Annotated in this window: 21 protein-coding genes; 12 read left to right on the top strand and 9 right to left on the bottom strand. The window is 40.1% G+C overall.

All coding sequences use genetic code 11. From position 1 onward, the window contains the following. Window positions 1–7: 7 nt before the first annotated feature. Both H5180_RS03655 and H5180_RS03650 read right to left on the bottom strand, forming a co-directional pair. A complete protein-coding gene (locus H5180_RS03655; protein ID WP_182757687.1) occupies window positions 8–964 on the bottom strand; it encodes an acetoacetate decarboxylase family protein in 957 nt (318 codons plus the stop codon). A 69-nt stretch (window positions 965–1,033) separates the two neighbouring features. After that, the gene (locus tag H5180_RS03650) at window positions 1,034–1,585 is read right to left on the bottom strand and encodes a dienelactone hydrolase family protein (RefSeq protein ID WP_182734834.1); all 552 of its coding nucleotides are present in this window, start codon (window positions 1,583–1,585) and stop codon (window positions 1,034–1,036) included. Window positions 1,586–2,034: 449 nt separating this feature from the next. On the opposite strand from H5180_RS03650, the gene H5180_RS03645 reads away from it, so the two are divergent. Continuing rightward, on the top strand, window positions 2,035–2,178 hold the full coding sequence (locus H5180_RS03645) for a hypothetical protein (RefSeq protein WP_182717921.1): 144 nt from the start codon (window positions 2,035–2,037) through the stop codon (window positions 2,176–2,178). Window positions 2,179–2,304: 126 nt separating this feature from the next. After that, a complete protein-coding gene (locus H5180_RS03640; RefSeq protein WP_145233663.1) occupies window positions 2,305–3,162 on the top strand; it encodes a TIGR02285 family protein in 858 nt (285 codons plus the stop codon). 50 nt (window positions 3,163–3,212) lie between these two features. On the opposite strand, the gene H5180_RS03635 is transcribed toward H5180_RS03640, so the two are convergent. The 5 genes from H5180_RS03635 to H5180_RS03615 all read right to left on the bottom strand — a co-directional run bounded on the left by H5180_RS03635 (window position 3,213) and on the right by H5180_RS03615 (window position 6,854). Then, window positions 3,213–3,791, bottom strand: coding sequence for a YceI family protein (locus H5180_RS03635; protein ID WP_145233661.1), 579 nt, complete (start codon window positions 3,789–3,791; stop codon window positions 3,213–3,215). A gap of 3 nt (window positions 3,792–3,794) precedes the next feature. After that, complete coding sequence (locus H5180_RS03630) at window positions 3,795–4,349, bottom strand: cytochrome b (RefSeq protein WP_182757686.1); 555 nt, start codon at window positions 4,347–4,349, stop codon at window positions 3,795–3,797. A 185-nt stretch (window positions 4,350–4,534) separates the two neighbouring features. Continuing rightward, window positions 4,535–5,368: a ScpA family protein gene (locus H5180_RS03625; RefSeq protein ID WP_182757685.1), complete on the bottom strand. Its 834-nt coding sequence runs from the start codon at window positions 5,366–5,368 to the stop codon at window positions 4,535–4,537. 15 nt (window positions 5,369–5,383) lie between these two features. Further along, window positions 5,384–6,004 (bottom strand): L-threonylcarbamoyladenylate synthase, encoded by a 621-nt coding sequence (locus H5180_RS03620; protein WP_145233655.1) that lies wholly within the window; start codon window positions 6,002–6,004, stop codon window positions 5,384–5,386. After that, complete coding sequence (locus tag H5180_RS03615) at window positions 5,997–6,854, bottom strand: RNase RNM (protein WP_145233653.1); 858 nt, start codon at window positions 6,852–6,854, stop codon at window positions 5,997–5,999. The genes H5180_RS03620 and H5180_RS03615 overlap by 8 nt, the downstream gene beginning before the upstream one ends. 423 nt (window positions 6,855–7,277) lie before the next feature. On the opposite strand from H5180_RS03615, the gene H5180_RS03610 reads away from it, so the two are divergent. Genes H5180_RS03610 through trpA form a run of 6 tightly spaced genes read left to right on the top strand, consistent with a single transcriptional unit; the run spans window position 7,278 to window position 13,923 of the window. After that, complete coding sequence (locus H5180_RS03610; protein WP_145233651.1) at window positions 7,278–8,846, top strand: anthranilate synthase component 1; 1,569 nt, start codon at window positions 7,278–7,280, stop codon at window positions 8,844–8,846. Window position 8,847: 1 nt separating this feature from the next. Next, the gene (locus H5180_RS03605) at window positions 8,848–9,465 is read left to right on the top strand and encodes an aminodeoxychorismate/anthranilate synthase component II (protein WP_145233649.1); all 618 of its coding nucleotides are present in this window, start codon (window positions 8,848–8,850) and stop codon (window positions 9,463–9,465) included. A 53-nt stretch (window positions 9,466–9,518) separates the two neighbouring features. Beyond that, complete coding sequence (gene trpD / locus H5180_RS03600; protein ID WP_149981183.1) at window positions 9,519–10,547, top strand: anthranilate phosphoribosyltransferase; 1,029 nt, start codon at window positions 9,519–9,521, stop codon at window positions 10,545–10,547. Next, window positions 10,540–11,904, top strand: a complete 1,365-nt coding sequence (gene trpCF / locus H5180_RS03595; RefSeq protein WP_182757684.1) for a bifunctional indole-3-glycerol-phosphate synthase TrpC/phosphoribosylanthranilate isomerase TrpF — start codon at window positions 10,540–10,542, stop codon at window positions 11,902–11,904. Before trpD ends, trpCF begins: the two co-directional genes overlap by 8 nt. A gap of 7 nt (window positions 11,905–11,911) precedes the next feature. Further along, the gene (trpB, locus tag H5180_RS03590) at window positions 11,912–13,096 is read left to right on the top strand and encodes a tryptophan synthase subunit beta (protein ID WP_145233645.1); all 1,185 of its coding nucleotides are present in this window, start codon (window positions 11,912–11,914) and stop codon (window positions 13,094–13,096) included. Beyond that, window positions 13,093–13,923, top strand: coding sequence for a tryptophan synthase subunit alpha (gene trpA, locus H5180_RS03585; RefSeq protein WP_145233643.1), 831 nt, complete (start codon window positions 13,093–13,095; stop codon window positions 13,921–13,923). Before trpB ends, trpA begins: the two co-directional genes overlap by 4 nt. Before the next feature lie 60 nt (window positions 13,924–13,983). Here the strand turns inward: trpA and H5180_RS03580 are convergent, their stop codons facing one another. After that, entirely contained in the window at window positions 13,984–14,253 is a 270-nt protein-coding gene (locus tag H5180_RS03580) for an HU family DNA-binding protein (protein ID WP_145233641.1), read from the bottom strand. 174 nt (window positions 14,254–14,427) lie between these two features. On the opposite strand from H5180_RS03580, the gene H5180_RS03575 reads away from it, so the two are divergent. Both H5180_RS03575 and H5180_RS03570 read left to right on the top strand, forming a co-directional pair. Beyond that, a complete protein-coding gene (locus H5180_RS03575) occupies window positions 14,428–15,021 on the top strand; it encodes an inner membrane-spanning protein YciB (RefSeq protein WP_182757683.1) in 594 nt (197 codons plus the stop codon). Between the two features lie 60 nt (window positions 15,022–15,081). Continuing rightward, entirely contained in the window at window positions 15,082–15,723 is a 642-nt protein-coding gene (locus tag H5180_RS03570) for a CPBP family intramembrane glutamic endopeptidase (protein ID WP_145233636.1), read from the top strand. A 66-nt stretch (window positions 15,724–15,789) separates the two neighbouring features. Here H5180_RS03570 and H5180_RS03565 read toward each other — a convergent pair whose 3' ends face one another. Then, a complete protein-coding gene (locus H5180_RS03565; protein WP_145233634.1) occupies window positions 15,790–17,214 on the bottom strand; it encodes a sodium-dependent transporter in 1,425 nt (474 codons plus the stop codon). Between the two features lie 316 nt (window positions 17,215–17,530). Here H5180_RS03565 and H5180_RS03560 point away from each other — a divergent pair, with 316 nt between their 5' ends. Together H5180_RS03560 and H5180_RS03555 are read left to right on the top strand one after the other, a co-directional pair. Beyond that, a complete protein-coding gene (locus tag H5180_RS03560; RefSeq protein ID WP_145233632.1) occupies window positions 17,531–17,833 on the top strand; it encodes a YciI family protein in 303 nt (100 codons plus the stop codon). 218 nt (window positions 17,834–18,051) lie between these two features. Then, window positions 18,052–18,315, top strand: coding sequence for a PepSY domain-containing protein (locus H5180_RS03555; RefSeq protein ID WP_145233630.1), 264 nt, complete (start codon window positions 18,052–18,054; stop codon window positions 18,313–18,315). Window positions 18,316–18,318 lie beyond the last annotated feature (3 nt).

Here is an 18,318-nt window from a genome sequence, read left to right as displayed (position 1 = left end):
TGGATCCTTACTTAGGGAGTATTTGTGTAGCTTGAAGTTGGTCAAAATCCATCTTGATATAAAACGGCAAATACACAGCTTGCGCTCCTAGCTGTAAACCAAACATTTGCGCTAAAGGAAAACTATCTAGTTGCTGTAAATGTAGCTGATAAGCCCCACTGAGTAGCTTAAATTGATGGATTTTCTTTATTTCTGAAGGAGAGTGCATAACTGCTTGAAAAACAGCCTTATCGCCTTGCCCGTCAGGAAATTGCTTAAATAGTATTTGATCCATCTGTGGATTCACAAAACCCTGTAACAGCTGCTTTAATAGCGAAAAATCAATACCAAGATGATCCCCATCAAACAAATTGGCGACATGCTCGCCAAAGTCCTCTAATACAGATAATAAGCCATCGCTTTGCGTCTTGACGTTTTTGGTGACTGAAAATAAATGCTGTGATTGTAATTTTGACGTTGGCGAAAAATGCTTAAAACAATCCAGTGAAACTGAAAAGTCGGTTATATCACTTACCGAACTGGGCATCTGGTAATCACATAAATATTTATTGTAACCCCATGTTTCTCTGCCGTTTATTAATGCATAAACATTATTTACGCAAATAAACGCCGGATACCAATAAAGATGAGTAATATCTTCATCATTGCCTTGCTTTTCTACCTTTGCAACTGGTAACCAAATAATAATATCAGTCTCTTGCATCCAACCGTGCTCACTAAAAGGCGGCGTTAATGAGGCAATTTTTTCTATGTCGGTAAAGGTTAATAATGCATATTCGCCTATGCCTTTAAAATATAACTCATCCGTTGCAACAATATTAAGCGTTGTATCGATATACTGTTGAACTTTATCCTGATCTATTTTTGCAAAAAAACCATACATATTTGCATTAGTCATTCGACATGGTGGCTTTGCAACAGGGTTTGATAAAAAGTGACTATAAGGAGGTAGTTGTACGGTCATGATTTATAATTATTTTATTGGATAAAAAAATAAGTATAGCCAAGATTTTTTACAAGGTAGTAATTTCAGTTAATTATTTTCAGTGAGCAAGTATTGGCTATATTGTTGATAACCAAAGCTATCGAAGCCTTTTGACAAGGGATTCATAAACCCATGACCGTAGTCTGCACGCTGGCATTGCACTTTGATTTGCTGCTCTAAACAAGCGAGCACAGGAAGAATATCAAAGTGCACTTCTTGCTTCGCAAAAATAAACTCGCAGGCCACGCTGGCAGACAAATCTAAATAATGACGAACTTGATTTGGATAAAATGCTACTAATCTTTTTATCTGTGAATTTTTCACAGTTGCTTGGCTTCGCCACGCAGCGGCTCCACCAGCACTAAAACCGATTACCGTAGTTGGTTTAGTTACTCTACTAAGAATGGTATTAAGCTTGTTGAAATAGTTATCGTGACCACACTCAGTGATAAATAAATCATACTGTAATTGCTCATCAATCACTGGCTGCAATTGCCCATCGTACGGATCGACAATTATGCTTTTAGCGTTAAATTGCCGTGCAAAGTGACTCAAATGAGCGGTTTTACCAAAAATATCACTAACGATAATGTATTCCATAGCCAAATCTTATTATTTACAGTTAAATTACCGCACAACAGTTAAAATACCGCTAAACGCCTTTTTCAGATTAGCTAATTAAAATACAGCAGTTAAAATACAATGGCTAGAATAAAGTTAAAATAATGCTTGCGTAAATAAAATTACTGGGGTAAATTATCCTCTTGGTCCTAAAAAAGCCTCGCGGTTAACCTCTTTACCCTGATCCAGTAATCCCCGCAAAACGTATATTATAGAGCTAAGTTATTGTACGGCGAGAACCCCAATTCAGACTACGGCATATTTTTAAATAGTCGCATAAATGTCATAAAGATCGTCAACACTGTAATGAAGCTAAACACAACACGGTCTATCTAATTGTGCTTTGAAAGCTAATAAAGAAATTAGCGCACATTAAAGATAACAAGAAAAAAGTGAGTTTTATTATGTCTTATAGTTACAACGGATCTATGATCCAAATCGCACATCCAGTGCAATCAATTTCAGTAAATAAACAACGTGTTATTTTTTCTGATACACAAGGTTTAAAAAATACCTTATTTACAAAAGCAAGTGACGCACGTCAATTTGTTAAATGGTTAAAAGCCAATTAATCGATACTGATTTGCTTCCTCGCAATTTAAATGACGCCAGCTAATGCTGGCGTTTTGCTTTTTTTAAGCTAACTATTCAACAGCTGCTACACTTAGTATATTAATAATTTATCTGTGGTTGAATTAATGCATTATGCCTTTCGTTATGCTTTTTTATCATTGTTAATTAGCACTCCTTTGCATGCTAAAACAATTGATTGGATAGTCACTGACTTTGCCCCTTATTATATTTTTAACGATCAATACGCAGGAACAGGCCGCGATGAAGGTGTTATCGCCTTATTAGAACAACAGCTTCCTAGCTATACATTCAACCGTACTATTTTTCCATCAAGTCGCACAATACAGGAGCTGTCTAACCCAAATCATACTTACTGCATGCTCTCGCTATACCAAAGCCCGCACCGCAAACAACACATCAGCTTTAGTGAACAGACTTCGACAGTTGGCTTATCGCCTTCTATTGCTATTCACCAAGAGCTTGTGCAACATCTCAAGCTTGAAACAAGTACACCTGTATCATTGAAAACCCTACTCAATCAATACCAACTTGCACTGGGGATTTCTATGAGCCGATCATACGGTAATGCTATTGATGCAGTAATTAATAATAGTGCCGACGCATCCATAATTATTCGACCTGGTCGCGATACCCTTGCCAGTTTGACTTACATGTTAAAGAAAAAGCGCATTGATATTTTATTGGGCTACCCAAGCGAGCATTACTATTTAGCAAAATCGATGGGGTTTGAAGATCAGTTAATGCAATTGCCTCTGACTGAAGCTCCCGATCTGAGTTATGGCTATATTGGCTGTACTAATACCGAGCAAGGTATCGCACAAGTTGAAGTGCTTAATGCAGCACTGAAAGAAATAAAACAACAACCAGCCTACCATGAAGTGTTATTACGTTGGTTACCAGATAATTTAAAACCGTTACTAGAGCAACGTTTACAAGCAAACAAAAACGCCCCAACTGAGTGAGGCGTTTATCAATATTAGCATATTTATTTAACCTGAATTCAGGTTAGGTTTTACTTACGCACACCTTCAATATATAAACCAATATCAACATGTGTAGATGCAGGACCTAGGTTGTAATCAATACCAAAATCAGCAAGCTTTAAACTGGTTTCACCTTCAAAGCCAACTCGGTAACCACCCCATGGATCTTTACCTTCACCAATTTTATCGATTTCAAAGGTAATCGTTTTTGTTACACCATGAAGGGTAAACTCACCTGTTACATCAGCTTCATCACCCTCTTCATCAAACTTAATTGACGTACTTTTGAAGGTCGCTGTTGGAAACTTATCAACATTTAAAAACTCTTTACCACGTAAATGCTTATCACGTTCAGCATGGTTCGAATCGATACTTTTAGTATCAATATTAACCATGATCTGTGATGCATCTGGGTTAGCTGCATCGTAGCTAAAGCCGCCGTCAAAAGTATTAAAACGACCGTGTAACCAGCTATAACCTAGATGCTTAATTTTAAAATTTACAAATGCATGGGCACCTTGAGTGTCAATAACATAATCTGCAGCGTGTGCAGTATTAGCACCAAACAATGTTGCTGCTACTGCAGCTGAAAGTAATATTTTTTTCATTTATTAATCATCCTTTTGTGGTTTTATCATTCTAACTAAGGTTTTATCTTTATCGATAAAGTGATGTTTTAACGCCCCAAGAGCATGTAAAACCACGAATCCTATGAGGCTACATGCCACATAGTAGTGAACTTTACCTGCAATATCTGCTTGATTAGCTACTGAAAAATCAATTGCGGGAATACTAAATAAGGTAAACACCTCAATTGCACGACCATCCTCAGTAGAAATCAAATAGCCTGAAATCACAATGACGCTAAGCAGTAGATATAAAAATATATGTACTGTATGCGCTACATTATTTAACGCTTTACTGCTGCCCGCTACTGGCTCAGGCTGCGTGCCCAATGCACGCCAAGCAAATCTAAAAATTAATAAAGCAACTAAGGTGATCCCTACGCTTTTATGTAAATCCAAAGAACCTTTATACCAACTATCGTAATAAGTAAGTTCAACCATGTACAAGCCAAGGCCAAATAAGCCAATCACCATTACCGCCATTAACCAATGTAATAAAATGGCAACCACACCGTACGAAGATTTTGTATTTTTAAGCATGTGTTATTAATTCCATTATCGAATGACATCAGAATAGCGCGTACCTAGATAGAAGAAAATAGCTAATAACAAACAAGTTATGTGCGTATATGCACAATTAAGATTAAAGTTAGCAAGTTAGCAAGTTAGCAAGTTAGCAAGTTAGCAAGTTAATCAATGATAAACATCATCACCCTAATAATTGTTTAATTATTTTCAATCAAACCGATATAAATTTGTGTTGTAGGATCGACTTGCAAGCAAGTGATAAGGTTTTCTTTGATGAGCTCTAGCATAGCAATAAAGCTAACCACTACACCACTGCGGCCTTCGTCAAAAGTGAATAAGTCAGTGAAAGGAAGTTGCGTGCCGGCTGTCGATAACTTTTGCAAAATTAAACTCATTCTTTCGCGAGTTGATAAAGCTTCAGCGGTTATTTGATGATGCTCAAAAGTTTTAGCTCGCGCCATCACATCACTGAGCGCAAATAGTAAATCTTTTAAATCAACATCCGGTAACAATTGAGCATGCTCGCTCTGCTCAGGCACTAATGCGTGGGCAATAAAAATATCACGGCCAACACGTGGAATATCATCAAGGTTCTGCGCAGCTAGCTTAAATTGTTCATACTCTTGTAAACGACGAATTAATTCAGCCCGTGGATCTTCTTCTTCCTCAAGCTCTTCATGTTTTGGCAGTAATAGTCGTGATTTTATTTGTGCAAGTAATGCCGCCATCACCAAATATTCACCAGCAAGCTCCAATTGAAACTCGGTCATCATTTCAACATAACGGACGTATTGTTCAGTAATACTAAAAATCGACAATTCCAGAATATCTAACTTATGTTTTTTTATTAAATATAGTAATAAATCAAGTGGCCCTTCAAAGGTTTCTAAAATTACTTCTAGAGCGTCTGGCGGAATATACAAATCTTCCGGGGTATTCATTACTTCTTTGCCATGCAAAAAAGCCAGCGGCAACTTTTGTTGCGCCGGCTCTCGTATTTGAGCTACATCATCAGAATGTAGTTCGTTCATGGTTTATCGGCGTAGTTATTCAAATGGAGCTGTATCGCCACAGCCTACACGCAGCACCTCAACTGTATCTTCTGACAGGTCGATTACTGTGGTTGCTTGCTCAGCTAAATAGCCGCCATGAATAATTAAATCAACTTGATTACCTATGCGATCACGTATCTCGTCCGGATCAGACTCAGTAAACTGCTCACCAGGTAAAATTAATGAACACGACATCAATGGCTCACCTAACTCGGCTAACAATGCGCAGGTAATTGGATGTTCTATTACACGAATACCAATGGTTTTTTTCTTGTCGTTTAACAAACGTTTTGGTACTTCTTTAGTGCCTTTAAAGATAAACGTATAAGGCCCGGGTGTATTGTTTTTAATTAATCTAAACAGTTGGTTATCTACTCGAGCATAAGTAGAAAGCTCAGATAGATCACGACATACTAAGGTAAAGTTATGGTGTTTTTCAATACCACGGATGCGCTCAATACGCTCTTTTGCTTGTTTGTTACCTAAATTACAGCCTATTGCATAGCCTGAATCGGTTGGGTATACCACCACACCACCTTGTTTGATAATGTCGACCGCTTGATTAATTAAGCGTGGTTGTGGATTATCTGGATGAATATGAAAAAAATCACTCATTTAGTTCTCCTGTTTGCCCTTCCCAAGTTTGCCAAACGCCTTGGCAATCTTTTGGCAAATATAAGTTTTTTCCTAATTCTAGCCAACTAGTAGGAAAATGAAAATCAGATCCTTGCGAACACAGTAAATCGTATTCACGGCTCAATTCGCCTAAAAACTGTCGCTCAGTTGGTGCTTGTTGTGGTTGTGCAACTTCCATTGCATCGCCACCGGCATCTTTAAACTGACTCAATAATTTGCGCAGCCATTTATTTGACATTTGATAACGCCCAGGGTGGGCAATCACAGCAACGCCACCTGCGGCATGAATGGCGGCAATGGCGGTTTGCATATCACACCAATCGCTTGGTACGTAACCCGTTTTAGCGCGGCCAAGGTATTTTTTAAACACCCCAGGAATTGTGGTTGCAACGCCACGAGCAATAAGTGCTCTTGCATAATGTGCACGGGTAATTTGTGCATCTGCGGCAAGCTCTTGCGCTTGTTGATAAATGCCATCAAAGCCATTTTTCTCTAAACGACGACCAATCTCGACAGCTCTATCAGCACGTTTTTGCTGTTGGATAGTCAATAAGCTGGTCAGTGTTGACTCGTCAATATCTACGTTTAATGCCACGATGTGGATCTCAAAACTTTCCCACTTAGTGGAAATTTCAACCCCTGATATCAAGGTTAATGGTAGAGATTCGCTTTCTATATATGCTTGTGCAGGTTTAACCGCAGCAGTGGTGTCGTGATCAGTGATCGCAAACACATCTATATTTTTTTCAACTGCACGCAATAATAATTGCTCAACAGTTAATTGCCCGTCAGAATGTGTGGTATGACTGTGTAAATCGTATTTTATCAAAACAGAAGACTGCTCATATTAAATGTGCGAAAGTTGTTATTAAGTATAACAAAATTTTTTAATAAATTGTTTTAAATAAATACTTGACACTAACGCCGTTGATACGGTTTACTGTAGTCACTTGAGACACAAATAGAACTACAATAATGATCAATTCAATCCAAAACACTATCTGGTGGTGGCACTCGTAAATTATCGGGTGACGAATTGTCGTGTCTAACACATTCTAAACCCGCTTATTGCGGGTTTTTTTATATTTAAATTTTAGGGTAACAAACATGAATAACGTAGCAACTTTTACACATCATTGGTGGTGGCGCCTGGTATAGCGGGACGGTAATGGTCTATCTAAAACATAGGTATCGTTATTCAAACCCCGCATAGCTTAGCTTGCGGGGTTTTATTTTTTTGAGGGAATGAGGTTTGATTTTTAGTCATATAACAACAACGCCAGGTGAAGTTACTAGCATCACCGAAGTGCGAGAATATATACATAGCCCATTGGCACTATATGGATTGCTTGATAAAGATAATTCATTACTGTTAGAGTCAGCAGAAATTGATTCTAAAGACAGTGTCAAAAGTTTAATTTTGGTAGATTGTGCACTAAAAATAATCTGCACAGGTAAAACAGTCACAGTAACGGCGCAATCTAATAATGGTCAGCAATTACTGCCTTATTTACAAACTAAATTAGAAAACTGCCATACTCAATTAAACAAGCAAACTCTCAGCATCGAATATCAAGGTATCGATCATAATATTGATGAAGCCTCAAAGCTGATTGCCGATAATGCTTTTAGTGCCTTGCGCTGTTGTATAAATAGTATCAGCAGCACCACAAACAATCCATTTTCGTTATTTTTAGGCGGTGTGTTTGCTTACGACATGGTAGCCAACTTTGAACAACTGAGTGATGTACCAGATGGAGAAAATAGCTGTCCTGATTACGTATTTTATTTAGCTGAAACCTTAGTGGTAATTGATCACCAAGCTAAAACCACTGAGCTGATTGGTAACGTTTTTAATGGCCCTGATGTGCATGCAAACTGTTTTGAAGTGGGTAAAAAGCTCGAACGTTTAAATACCTTATGCGACCAAGCCGATAGCTATAGTGCGCAGCAAAGTGCAGGCATCAGTGACGTCAGTGTTGATATTAGTGACGAGCTCTATTGCCAACAGGTCAATAGTTTGAAAAAACACATTGTCGATGGCGATATTTTTCAAGTTGTGCCATCGCGTACCTTCTCGTTAGCTTGCGCTAACCCATTACATGCCTACAGCCAACTAAAAAAACAAAATCCAAGCCCGTACATGTTTTATATGCGCGACAGTGAATTTGCGTTATTTGGTGCCTCTCCTGAGTCAGCTTTAAAGTTTTGTGCTACATCACAACAAGTTGAAGTATATCCAATTGCAGGAACTCGCCCGCGAGGAAAGTTTGCTAATGGCCAAATTAATCCTGATTTGGACAGTCGTATTGAACTGGAACTGCGCAACGATCAAAAAGAGCGTGCTGAGCATTTAATGTTGGTTGATTTAGCACGAAATGACGTAGCTCGTATCAGTGTCCCGGGAACTCGCCACGCAAAAGAGCTATTAAAGGTCGACCGTTATTCGCAAGTAATGCATTTAGTGTCACGCGTTGTTGGCACATTAAAACCTCAGCTGGATGCCCTACACGCTTACCAAGCCTGTATGAACATGGGCACTTTAGTTGGTGCGCCTAAAGTCAGCGCGGCAGAGTTGGTAAGGCAAACTGAAGGTAAGCGCCGTGGTAGTTACGGTGGTGCGGTAGGTTATTTAACCGGTGACGGCGCCATGGACAGTTGCATTGTTATTCGCTCGGCCTTTGTTAAAAATAATACCGCGTATGTACAAGCCGGTGCCGGAGTTGTGTTTGACTCAGACCCTCAATCTGAAGCTAATGAGACTCGTGCTAAAGCACAAGCGGTTATTACAGCCATTCAATCGACGTACCAAGGACACTAAAATGAGTGAAAACATCAACAACTTAACGGACTTAAAAATCTACTTTTTAGATAATTTTGATTCATTTAGTTATAACTTAGTCGATGAACTTTCTATGTTAGGCAGCGATTTAGTGGTATATCGTAACAACATAGACGCGCAGGTGATTTATGACAAAATGTGTGCGGAAACTAAACCAGTGATCTTAGTACTGTCGCCGGGTCCAGGCACCCCCACTGCGGCGGGCTGTTTAATGGCATTGATTGAACTATGCAAAGGCCGTTTTCCAATGTTGGGGATTTGCCTTGGTCAACAAGCACTAACACAAAGTTATGGCGGTATTATTGGCCATGCTGGAGAAACCGTTCATGGTAAGTCATCAATCATTGAGCTTAGTGAGCACCCAGTATTTGCAGGTATGGGAGAACGTATGCCTGTGGCACGTTATCATTCACTGATGGCCACGAAAGTACCCGACAGTGTTGCAGTGATAGCCCACTATGAGTCAATACCGATGGCAATTTATCATCGTGACGATAAAGCCCTTGGCTATCAATTTCATCCTGAGTCTATTTTGACGCCCAATGGCGCCGCGCTACTTCAACAAAGTATGCAATTTTTAGCCAGTGCACAGCAGTAGAGGATAGTATGTCAGTAAACCAACAATCAGCCAGTGAGGCGAGCATTGGCTCAATGATTGATGTGTTATTAACGCAAACATCATTAAGCTTTAGTCAAAGCCAACAGTTATTTGATGCCATTATGCAAGGCAAAGTAAATGACATCGAACTGGCAGCCATCTTAGTGGCACTGAAAATAAAAGGTGAAGTAAGCGACGAAATCGCAGGAGCAGCCGCATCGATGCGTGCTAATGCGATACCTTTTATTACTCACTTAACCAACCTTGTCGATAGTTGTGGCACTGGCGGCGATGGCTCAAACACTATTAATATTAGCACCACCGCCGCCATCGTTGCTGCAGCTTGCGGTATAAATATGGTCAAACACGGTAATCGCAGTGTTTCGAGTAACTCCGGCTCCGCTGATTTACTCAAAGCATTGGGCATCAATATAGACATGAACCCAGCACACGCGGCGCAGTGTTTAGAGCAAACCGGCTTTACGTTTTTGTTTGCTCCGCATTATCACAGCGGCGTACGCCATGCTATGGGTGTGCGAACGACCTTAAAAACCCGTACTATTTTTAATATTTTAGGGCCATTGGCAAATCCAGCAGCACCGGATGTGCAATTATTGGGGGTATATGATGAAAGTTTATGCTTAGCGATGGCACACACCTTAAAAACGTTAGGTACACCGCGCGCAATGGTCGTTCATGGCTCGGGCACCGATGAAATAGCCCTGCACGGTGAAACGACCGTCGCAGAGCTTAACAACGGAAAAATCAGCCAGTACACACTTACCCCTGCTGATTTTGGTCTTGCAAACTATTCACTTGAACAACTTGCCGGTGAAGGGCCAGAATATAACGCCAAGGCTAGCATGGCTATTTTAGCTGGTAACGGCACCGACGCGCACAATGCGGCCATTATTGTTAACGTTGCTGCGTTGCTTTATTTAACCAATAAAGCCGACGATTTTAAAAGTGCCGCGATGCAAGTTAAAGAGGTTTTACAAAGCGGCCGTGCATTGAATACCTTAAATGCCATTGTCATAAGCAGTAATAAAGAATACGCAAACTCCGAGGTAAGTAATGGCTAATGTATTAGACAAAATAGTTGCAGATAAAAAAATAGAGCTCATTGAACGCAAATCCAAGCGCCCTCTTGAGAGCTTTAAGCATCAAGCAATACCCACAAATCGTGATTTTTATAAAGCCCTTGCAGCGCCTGGCACTCAGTTTATTTTGGAATGCAAAAAGGCCTCGCCGTCAAAAGGCCTTATTCGAGAGCCGTTTGATTTAGCCGAGATCACCCGTGTTTATAAAAACTACGCTAGCTGCATCAGTGTGTTAACCGATGAAAAATATTTTCAGGGTAGTTTTGATTATCTCGAATTTGTGCGCAGTCAAGTAGAGCAACCATTGATCTGTAAAGATTTCTTTATTGATGAATACCAAATTTATTTGGCCCGTATTTATGGCGGCGATGCTATTTTATTAATGTTGTCAGTACTCGATGATACGCAATATCAATCGCTTGAAAAAGTTGCAAAAAGCCTAAAAATGGCAATCCTCACCGAGGTGAGTAACGAAGCTGAAGTACATCGAGCTCTGGCACTCAATGCGCAAATTATTGGTATTAATAACCGTGATTTACGTGATTTGAGCACAAACTTAGCTACCACTGAGGCACTAAGAAAGCTTATTCCTGATAACAAAGTGGTTATTTCAGAATCAGGTATTTACACACACCAAGATGTAAAACGCTTGGCCCCGTTGTGTAATGGCTTTTTAATCGGTAGTTCACTGATGGCTGAGCGTGATTTAGAGCGCGCTTGTCGAAGCGTAATTTTAGGTGAAAACAAAGTTTGTGGCTTAACCCGTAGCCAAGATGCCATTGCCGCTTATGAAAGTGGTGCCGTTTATGGGGGGCTAATTTTTGCACCTAAATCCCCTCGTTTTGTTGATTTAGATTGTGCAAAACAAGTTATGCAAAGTGCCCCGCTTGCTTATGTAGGCGTATTTGTAAACGCAACAATCGCAGACGTTGTCAATCATGCTCAGAGCTTAAAGCTTGCAGCAGTGCAATTACATGGCCAAGAAGATGCAGTCTATATAAACGAACTGCGTCCTTTGCTACCAAGTAATTGCCAGATTTGGAAGGCACAAGCTGTGAAGGATAGCTTGCCAGCACCTGTCAATGGCGTTGATCGCCACTTATACGATACTCACAGCGATACGCAAGCCGGCGGTACCGGTAAGACCTTTGATTGGGCAATACTCAAAGAGACTAAGCAGCCATTTATGCTTGCTGGTGGCTTAAACCCAGAAAATATTCAAGGTGCATTATATCAAGGTGCGCATGGACTCGACCTAAATTCAGGGGTTGAGCAAAGCGCCGGTAAAAAATGCCCAAACAAATTAAATGATGCATTTATCAGCATCCGTAAATATTGAGGTTAATATGAATAATCCAGCTTATTTCGGCGAATTTGGCGGCATGTTTGTCCCAGAATTGCTAGTACCAGCACTTAAACAACTCGAAAACGAATTTAATAAATCGCAAACAGATCCGGCTTTTCAAGCTGAACTGGAAAAGTTACTTAATGAATATGCTGGCCGTCCTACGCCGCTGACATTAACGCGTAACTTAATTAAAAACCCAAAAGTAAAATTATACTTAAAGCGTGAAGACTTACTGCACGGTGGCGCGCACAAAACGAATCAGGTGTTAGGCCAAGCACTATTAACTCAACGCATGGGTAAAAAACAAGTTATTGCTGAAACAGGCGCAGGCCAACACGGCGTTGCAACGGCGCTTGCGTGTGCATTACTTGGTTTAAAATGCCGTATTTATATGGGCGCTAAAGACGTGGCACGCCAACAACCAAACGTATTTAGAATGAAACTAATGGGCGCTGAAGTGATCCCGGTTACTGCAGGCTCTGGCACATTAAAAGATGCCGTAAACGAAGCGCTTCGTGATTGGTCAGCAAATTATAAAGAAGCGCATTACTTACTTGGTACTGCTGCAGGTCCTCACCCATTCCCTACCATCGTTCGTGAGTTCCAAAAAGTGATTGGTGAAGAAGCAAAACAACAAGTATTAAAAGCTGAAGGTCGCCTCCCTGATGCGGTGCTTGCTTGTGTAGGCGGTGGCTCTAACGCCATTGGTATGTTTACAGATTTTATTGACGAGCCAAGTGTAAAACTCATTGGCGTAGAGCCCGCTGGCAAAGGGCTTGATACCCACGAGCACGGTGCAACAATCTGTAAAGGAACTAAAGGTATTTTGCACGGTACTTATACCTATATAATGCAAAATGATGATGGCCAGATTGAGGAATCGTATTCTGTCTCAGCGGGTCTTGATTACCCAGCTGTTGGCCCACAACATGCGTTTTTACATGAAACTGGCCGTGCGCAATATGTGGGTATTACAGATACCGAAGCATTAGAAGCATTCCAATTACTGGCTAAAAACGAAGGGATTATTCCTGCGCTCGAATCAAGTCATGCACTAGCTTACGCACTGAAGTATGCAGAGCAGCAAACTGAAGAGTCAATTTTAGTAGTGAATTTAAGTGGTCGCGGCGACAAAGACTTATCACACGTTATGGATGTACTTTCTAAAGGGGATCAGTTATGAGCCAGACAGCAATCCAAAAAACAGACCGCTACGGTAAAATGTTCGCCCGTTTAAGCGAGCTAAATCAAGGTGCATTTGTGCCGTTTGTTACAATTGGCGATCCAAATAAAGAACTGAGCGTTGAAATAATCAAAAGCTTAATTGATGGCGGCGCTGATGGCTTAGAGCTGGGTATTCCATTTTCAGACCCAATAGCAGATGGCCCAGTTATTCAAGCTGCCAATATTCGGGCCCTTAAAGTAAATATAAATACCCAAGATTGCTTTGATATCATCAAGCAAGTACGCCAGTACAATGCTGATATCCCAATTGGTTTATTGTTGTATTCGAACTTAGTGTTTAAACGCGGTTTAGAGGCTTTTTACCAAGATGCAAAAGCAGTCGGCGTTGACTCAATTCTAGTTGCAGATGTGCCGCTTCATGAATCTAAAATGTTTCGCAAAGCGGCAGTGAGTAATGGCATTGACCCCATTTTTATAGCCACGCCTAACGCACCTGATGACACTTTACGCGAATGTGCCTCTTATGGCCGTGGTTATACTTATTTGCTATCTCGTGCGGGTGTAACAGGCACAGAAACTAAAGCACAAATGCCGGCGACATCAATTGTCACTAAACTAAAAGAATACCACAGCGCCCCTGCGTTATTAGGTTTTGGGATTTCAACCCCTGATGATGTAAAAGCAGCACTTAATGCCGGTGCAGCAGGTGCTATATCTGGCTCGGCGGTAGTGAAAATTATTGAAGCGAATCTCGATACCCCTCAAGCTATGCTCAGTGGTTTACAAGAGTTCGTAGCGAGCATGAAAGCTGCAACTGCGCTGTAAGTTCATACTTCGAAAATAAGAAAAGGGCCTGTTGCGGCCCTTTTCTGGTAATCAAACGCGTTAAAGACTCTCTTTCAACGCTTTTGCTGCTTTAAATACAGGTTTGTTAGCGCCTTCAATGTCTATTGCCTCTCCCGTTTGTGGGTTGCGTCCTGTACGTGCGGGATAATAACTTAACGCAAACGTGCCAAAGCCATTTACTTGCACTTGATCACCTTCTGATAATGATTTAGTGATGGCTGCAAGCATGCTTGATAACGCCGCTTGAGAATCTTTTTTAGTTAATTCACTGTGTGCAGACATTGCACTAATCAGTTGTGCTTTATTCATAAAATGCTCCTAAAAATACCGCTTACTCAGTCACTGTTCAGCAGATTTTGGTAATGATTGAATACAAAGGCACGCAGGCTAAGGGTTAGTAACTACTAAGTCAACCTTGTAAACAACACAATAAGTTGATACAACCTCTGCAACTATTTTTGGTTTTAAATTTTTGGGCATTCTATGCATGCAATAATTGAGTTTATTCCGCTAATTTTATTTTTTGCGGTATTCAAGTTAGTTGATATTTACTGGGCAACGGCATTATTAATGGGCACCACTTTTCTGCAGGTCGCTTATTCTTATTTTAAAATAGGCAAAGTACCTACACGCCAATGGTTGTTTTTTGCCATTGCAGTGATTTTAGGCACTCTTACGCTGGTGTTTCATGATGAACAATTTGTGAAGTGGAAAGCCACTATCATCTACGCTGTGCTCTCATTAAGCTTATTGATCAGTCGCTACTTTCTTGGTAAAAATTTAGTTAAACAAGCACTCAGTGCCATTTTAAATAATGCATCAAACTCTGAGCAAGAAATTACCGTACCTGAGTCGCTTTGGGATAAACTCAACATATTGTGGATAGCGATCACAGCGGGAATATCAGCGTTAAATATCTATATCGCTTATAACTTTTCTCTCGATTTTTGGGTTAACTTTAAAGTGTTTGGCTTAATGGGGATCACATTTGTCAGTCTTTTTGCCACTATCATCATGTTGTATAAATATTTACCCGATGAAGATGAGCCCAAAGTAGACAATAAAAAGCGCTCTTAATGTCATAAATATGTCGTCTTAGCTTGTTAGCCTAGTATACAAAATCACGCTGAGACGACCTTGAACGCCAATCAATACCGCTGGTTTGAATTTACCTTTATATTTGTATGCCTTCCTTTGCTGGGTTTTTACCTTCGTGCCTACCTTGCTAATTGGCTGATCCCCGCGTTAATCGTGTTAATGAGTGTCTGCGGTATGTTGCTGCTAGGCGATCCCCACTTTAAACGCTTTAGACTTACCAGCCTTGGTCAATTTTCCGCAGTGAAACGCCGACTGTTTAGTTTCTTTTTTATCGGCGCACTGTTTTCAGGGGTTTTTTACGGGATCATTAATCAAGGTAATTGGTTTATGCTGCCTCGAAACTCATTTAATGACTGGTTAATGTTACTCGCGTTCTATCCATTATTGTCAGTCATGCCGCAAGAGTTGATATTTCGAACCTATTTTTTTCATCGTTATAAACGCATCATGCCAAAAAAAACGGTGCGCATAATTGTTAGCGCCACAGTATTTGCTTTAGCGCATATTGTTTATGCTAATTGGGTAGCAGTACTACTGGCATTTATAGGCGGGTTATTATTTGCATTTACCTATGCTCAAAGCCGCTCCACGTTTGTCTGCGTTATCGAACACAGCTTATGGGGACTGTGGATGTTTACATTAGGAATAGGTCAGTACTTAGATTCTGCAACAATCTCTTAACTGAAAAAGCCGTGCTAATGATACTTAACACGGCTTAATTATGGGAAGCTCAATTAGTTGTATTAATTAAAAACCGAAAATGCTCATAGCAAAAAACTTAGTCGCTACGGTATTAATAAATATAACTACTAAAATTACCGGAATAAAGGTTGATAGCGAAAAGTTAACGTATTTTTCAGTAAAGCTACCTGCATAGCCTGGACAACCTTGGCTAAGCTCTTCACTTAAACGTACTTTTTTCCAGCGATACATCACGAATAAACACACCATTAAACCATTCAATGGCAAGATAGTGTCGTAAAATACATCATACACAATATCAAATAAGCTTTTAGACGCTCCGCCATAGTTAGTAAATGAAGTTAACCCTTCAACCATACCAAACGACATAGTACATAACACTGTCAGTACACCGATGCTACCAGTTAATATCAGTAACGCCATTTTACGACTTATGCCTTTACGGTCACTTAGCGTAGCTGTTGGCACCTCAACGATGGATACCAACGAGGTAATTGCAGCAAAAAATACCAGCAAGAAAAACACAAACGCAACAATTGATGCACCAACATAGCCAATATCAGTTTGTAGCGCGAGTAAAATCTTTGGTAAAAACTCAAAAATCATCGACACAGATGAGTCAGACAATTTAGTAGGATCAGTATCTGGGTTAAAACTAAATATAGCTGGTAGCACCATAAGACCGGCAATAAACGCCACCAGTGAATCAGTCAGTGCAACCATTTTAGCACTGCCAACAATGTCATCCTTTTTCGAGATATATGAAGCGTAAGTCATCAATATACCCATACCCAACGACAATGAGAAAAACGCTTGCGCTAATGCACCGTTCAAGACACTGGCATTCATCTTAGAAAAATCAGGGATAATATAGTACTTAACGCCAGCCATAGCATTGTCTAGCGTCAATACATACGCCACTAATGCGATTAGCAATACGAACAATGCTGGCATTAAAAACTTAGCTGCTTTTTCAATCCCTTGCTTAACACCACCGACTAAAATCAAATTAACAATTAATGCCACAGCAGCCATATACGCAAACACGCTGGAACTATTAATAAACACCCCAAAGCTTTTTGGATCAGCCAACACATCTAAGTTACCAACCGCAACTTGGCTTAAATAACCAAAAATCCATACCGTGATAACCATATAAAACACAGCAATCATAAACGGGGTTAATACTGCTAAAAAGCCAGCAAAACTCCACTTAGTATCATTACCAGATAATAACTTGTAAGAGCCTAATGGATCTTTTTGTGCTTGGCGTCCCATTGCCATCTCTGCCATCATTACTGGCAAACAAATAAACACAACAAACAGCGCGTAAACGAGCAAAAAAGCACCACCACCATTTTTTGTTGCTGAGACTGGAAAACCAACCAAATTACCAATACCGACCGCAGAGCCAGCAGCTGCTAATATAAATCCAAGGCGGGAGCTAAAATGCTCACGAGTATCGCTCATTTAAAAACCTTATTATTATTTTGTACCATTCAAGCGACTCTACCAGTGTTGTGCTGGGCTTTTCAAGCAGATTCCGCTTAAAAATATAATGATACTGTAAACCTTAGAGGTTGTTGTTCTTTTAAGATTAAAATTTGTTCAAGCTAACAGTGATTAAATCGCAGCATCAATTTACAGCCTCGAAAGTTAACTAAAAACTGCGTAAAGCTTTCGCGCTTTAATAGCGCTCTAAACTAATCGTAATTTATTCGCCTATTAATTTTGCTGTGCTAATATCAGCATAATTCCAATAATATTCAAATCCAGAGAACACACCATGTTGTATATGATTTACTCAACTGATGTTGAAAATAGCTTAGAATTAAGAAAAGCCGCCCGCCCTGCTCATTTAGCACGCTTACAAGAATTAGACGAGCAAGGCCGATTACTGACAGCAGGTCCATTACCTGCCATTGATAGCGCCGAGCCAGCTGACGCTGGTTTTACTGGTTCTTTAGTGATTGCAGAATTTAGCTCATTAGAAGCAGCTCGCGAATGGGCTGCAGCAGATCCTTACGTCAACGGCGGCGTATATGAAAACTCACAAGTTAAACCGTTTAAAAAAGTTTTTCCTGGCTAAGTAAAACCAACAATCAAACAGGATTATACTATTTAAATGAACCAGATTTTAATGCAATGGGTATAAGACTTTGAGTCAAATCACCACAATTCAGTGTTTGTTCACCGGATGTTAATTAAACTCTGCTGCATTGAATCATCAGATTTAGTGATTTTTCACTTGAATTATAGCTACTTGGTTCATTAAACTATTCAGGTCTGGTTTAGGAGTTTCTCATCATGCGTACTGTGTTAGCTCTCAGCGTCGCCATCACTGTGCTATTCTCGAGTGTTTTTTCGACTAGTAGCCAAGCTGCATCTCAAGTCAATAAAGCTGAGATAAATAAAAAACAAGCTGTTGAGCTTGCTAAAAAAGTCGAAGATGGTAAAACTCTTAAAATTACCGTACTTAACGATATTTATACTGTAAGAATATTAAAATCGGACGGCCATGTCGTCGACGTTCATGTCAATAAAAAGACCGGCGAAGTGAAGAAGGATTAAGAA

The sequence above is a fragment of the Pseudoalteromonas sp. SR41-4 genome, assembly GCF_014163985.1.
Taxonomy (GTDB): Bacteria; Pseudomonadota; Gammaproteobacteria; order Enterobacterales; family Alteromonadaceae; genus Pseudoalteromonas; species Pseudoalteromonas rhizosphaerae.
Note: the sequence above shows the minus strand (reverse complement) of the source record. Positions and strands in the feature narration are given on the sequence as shown.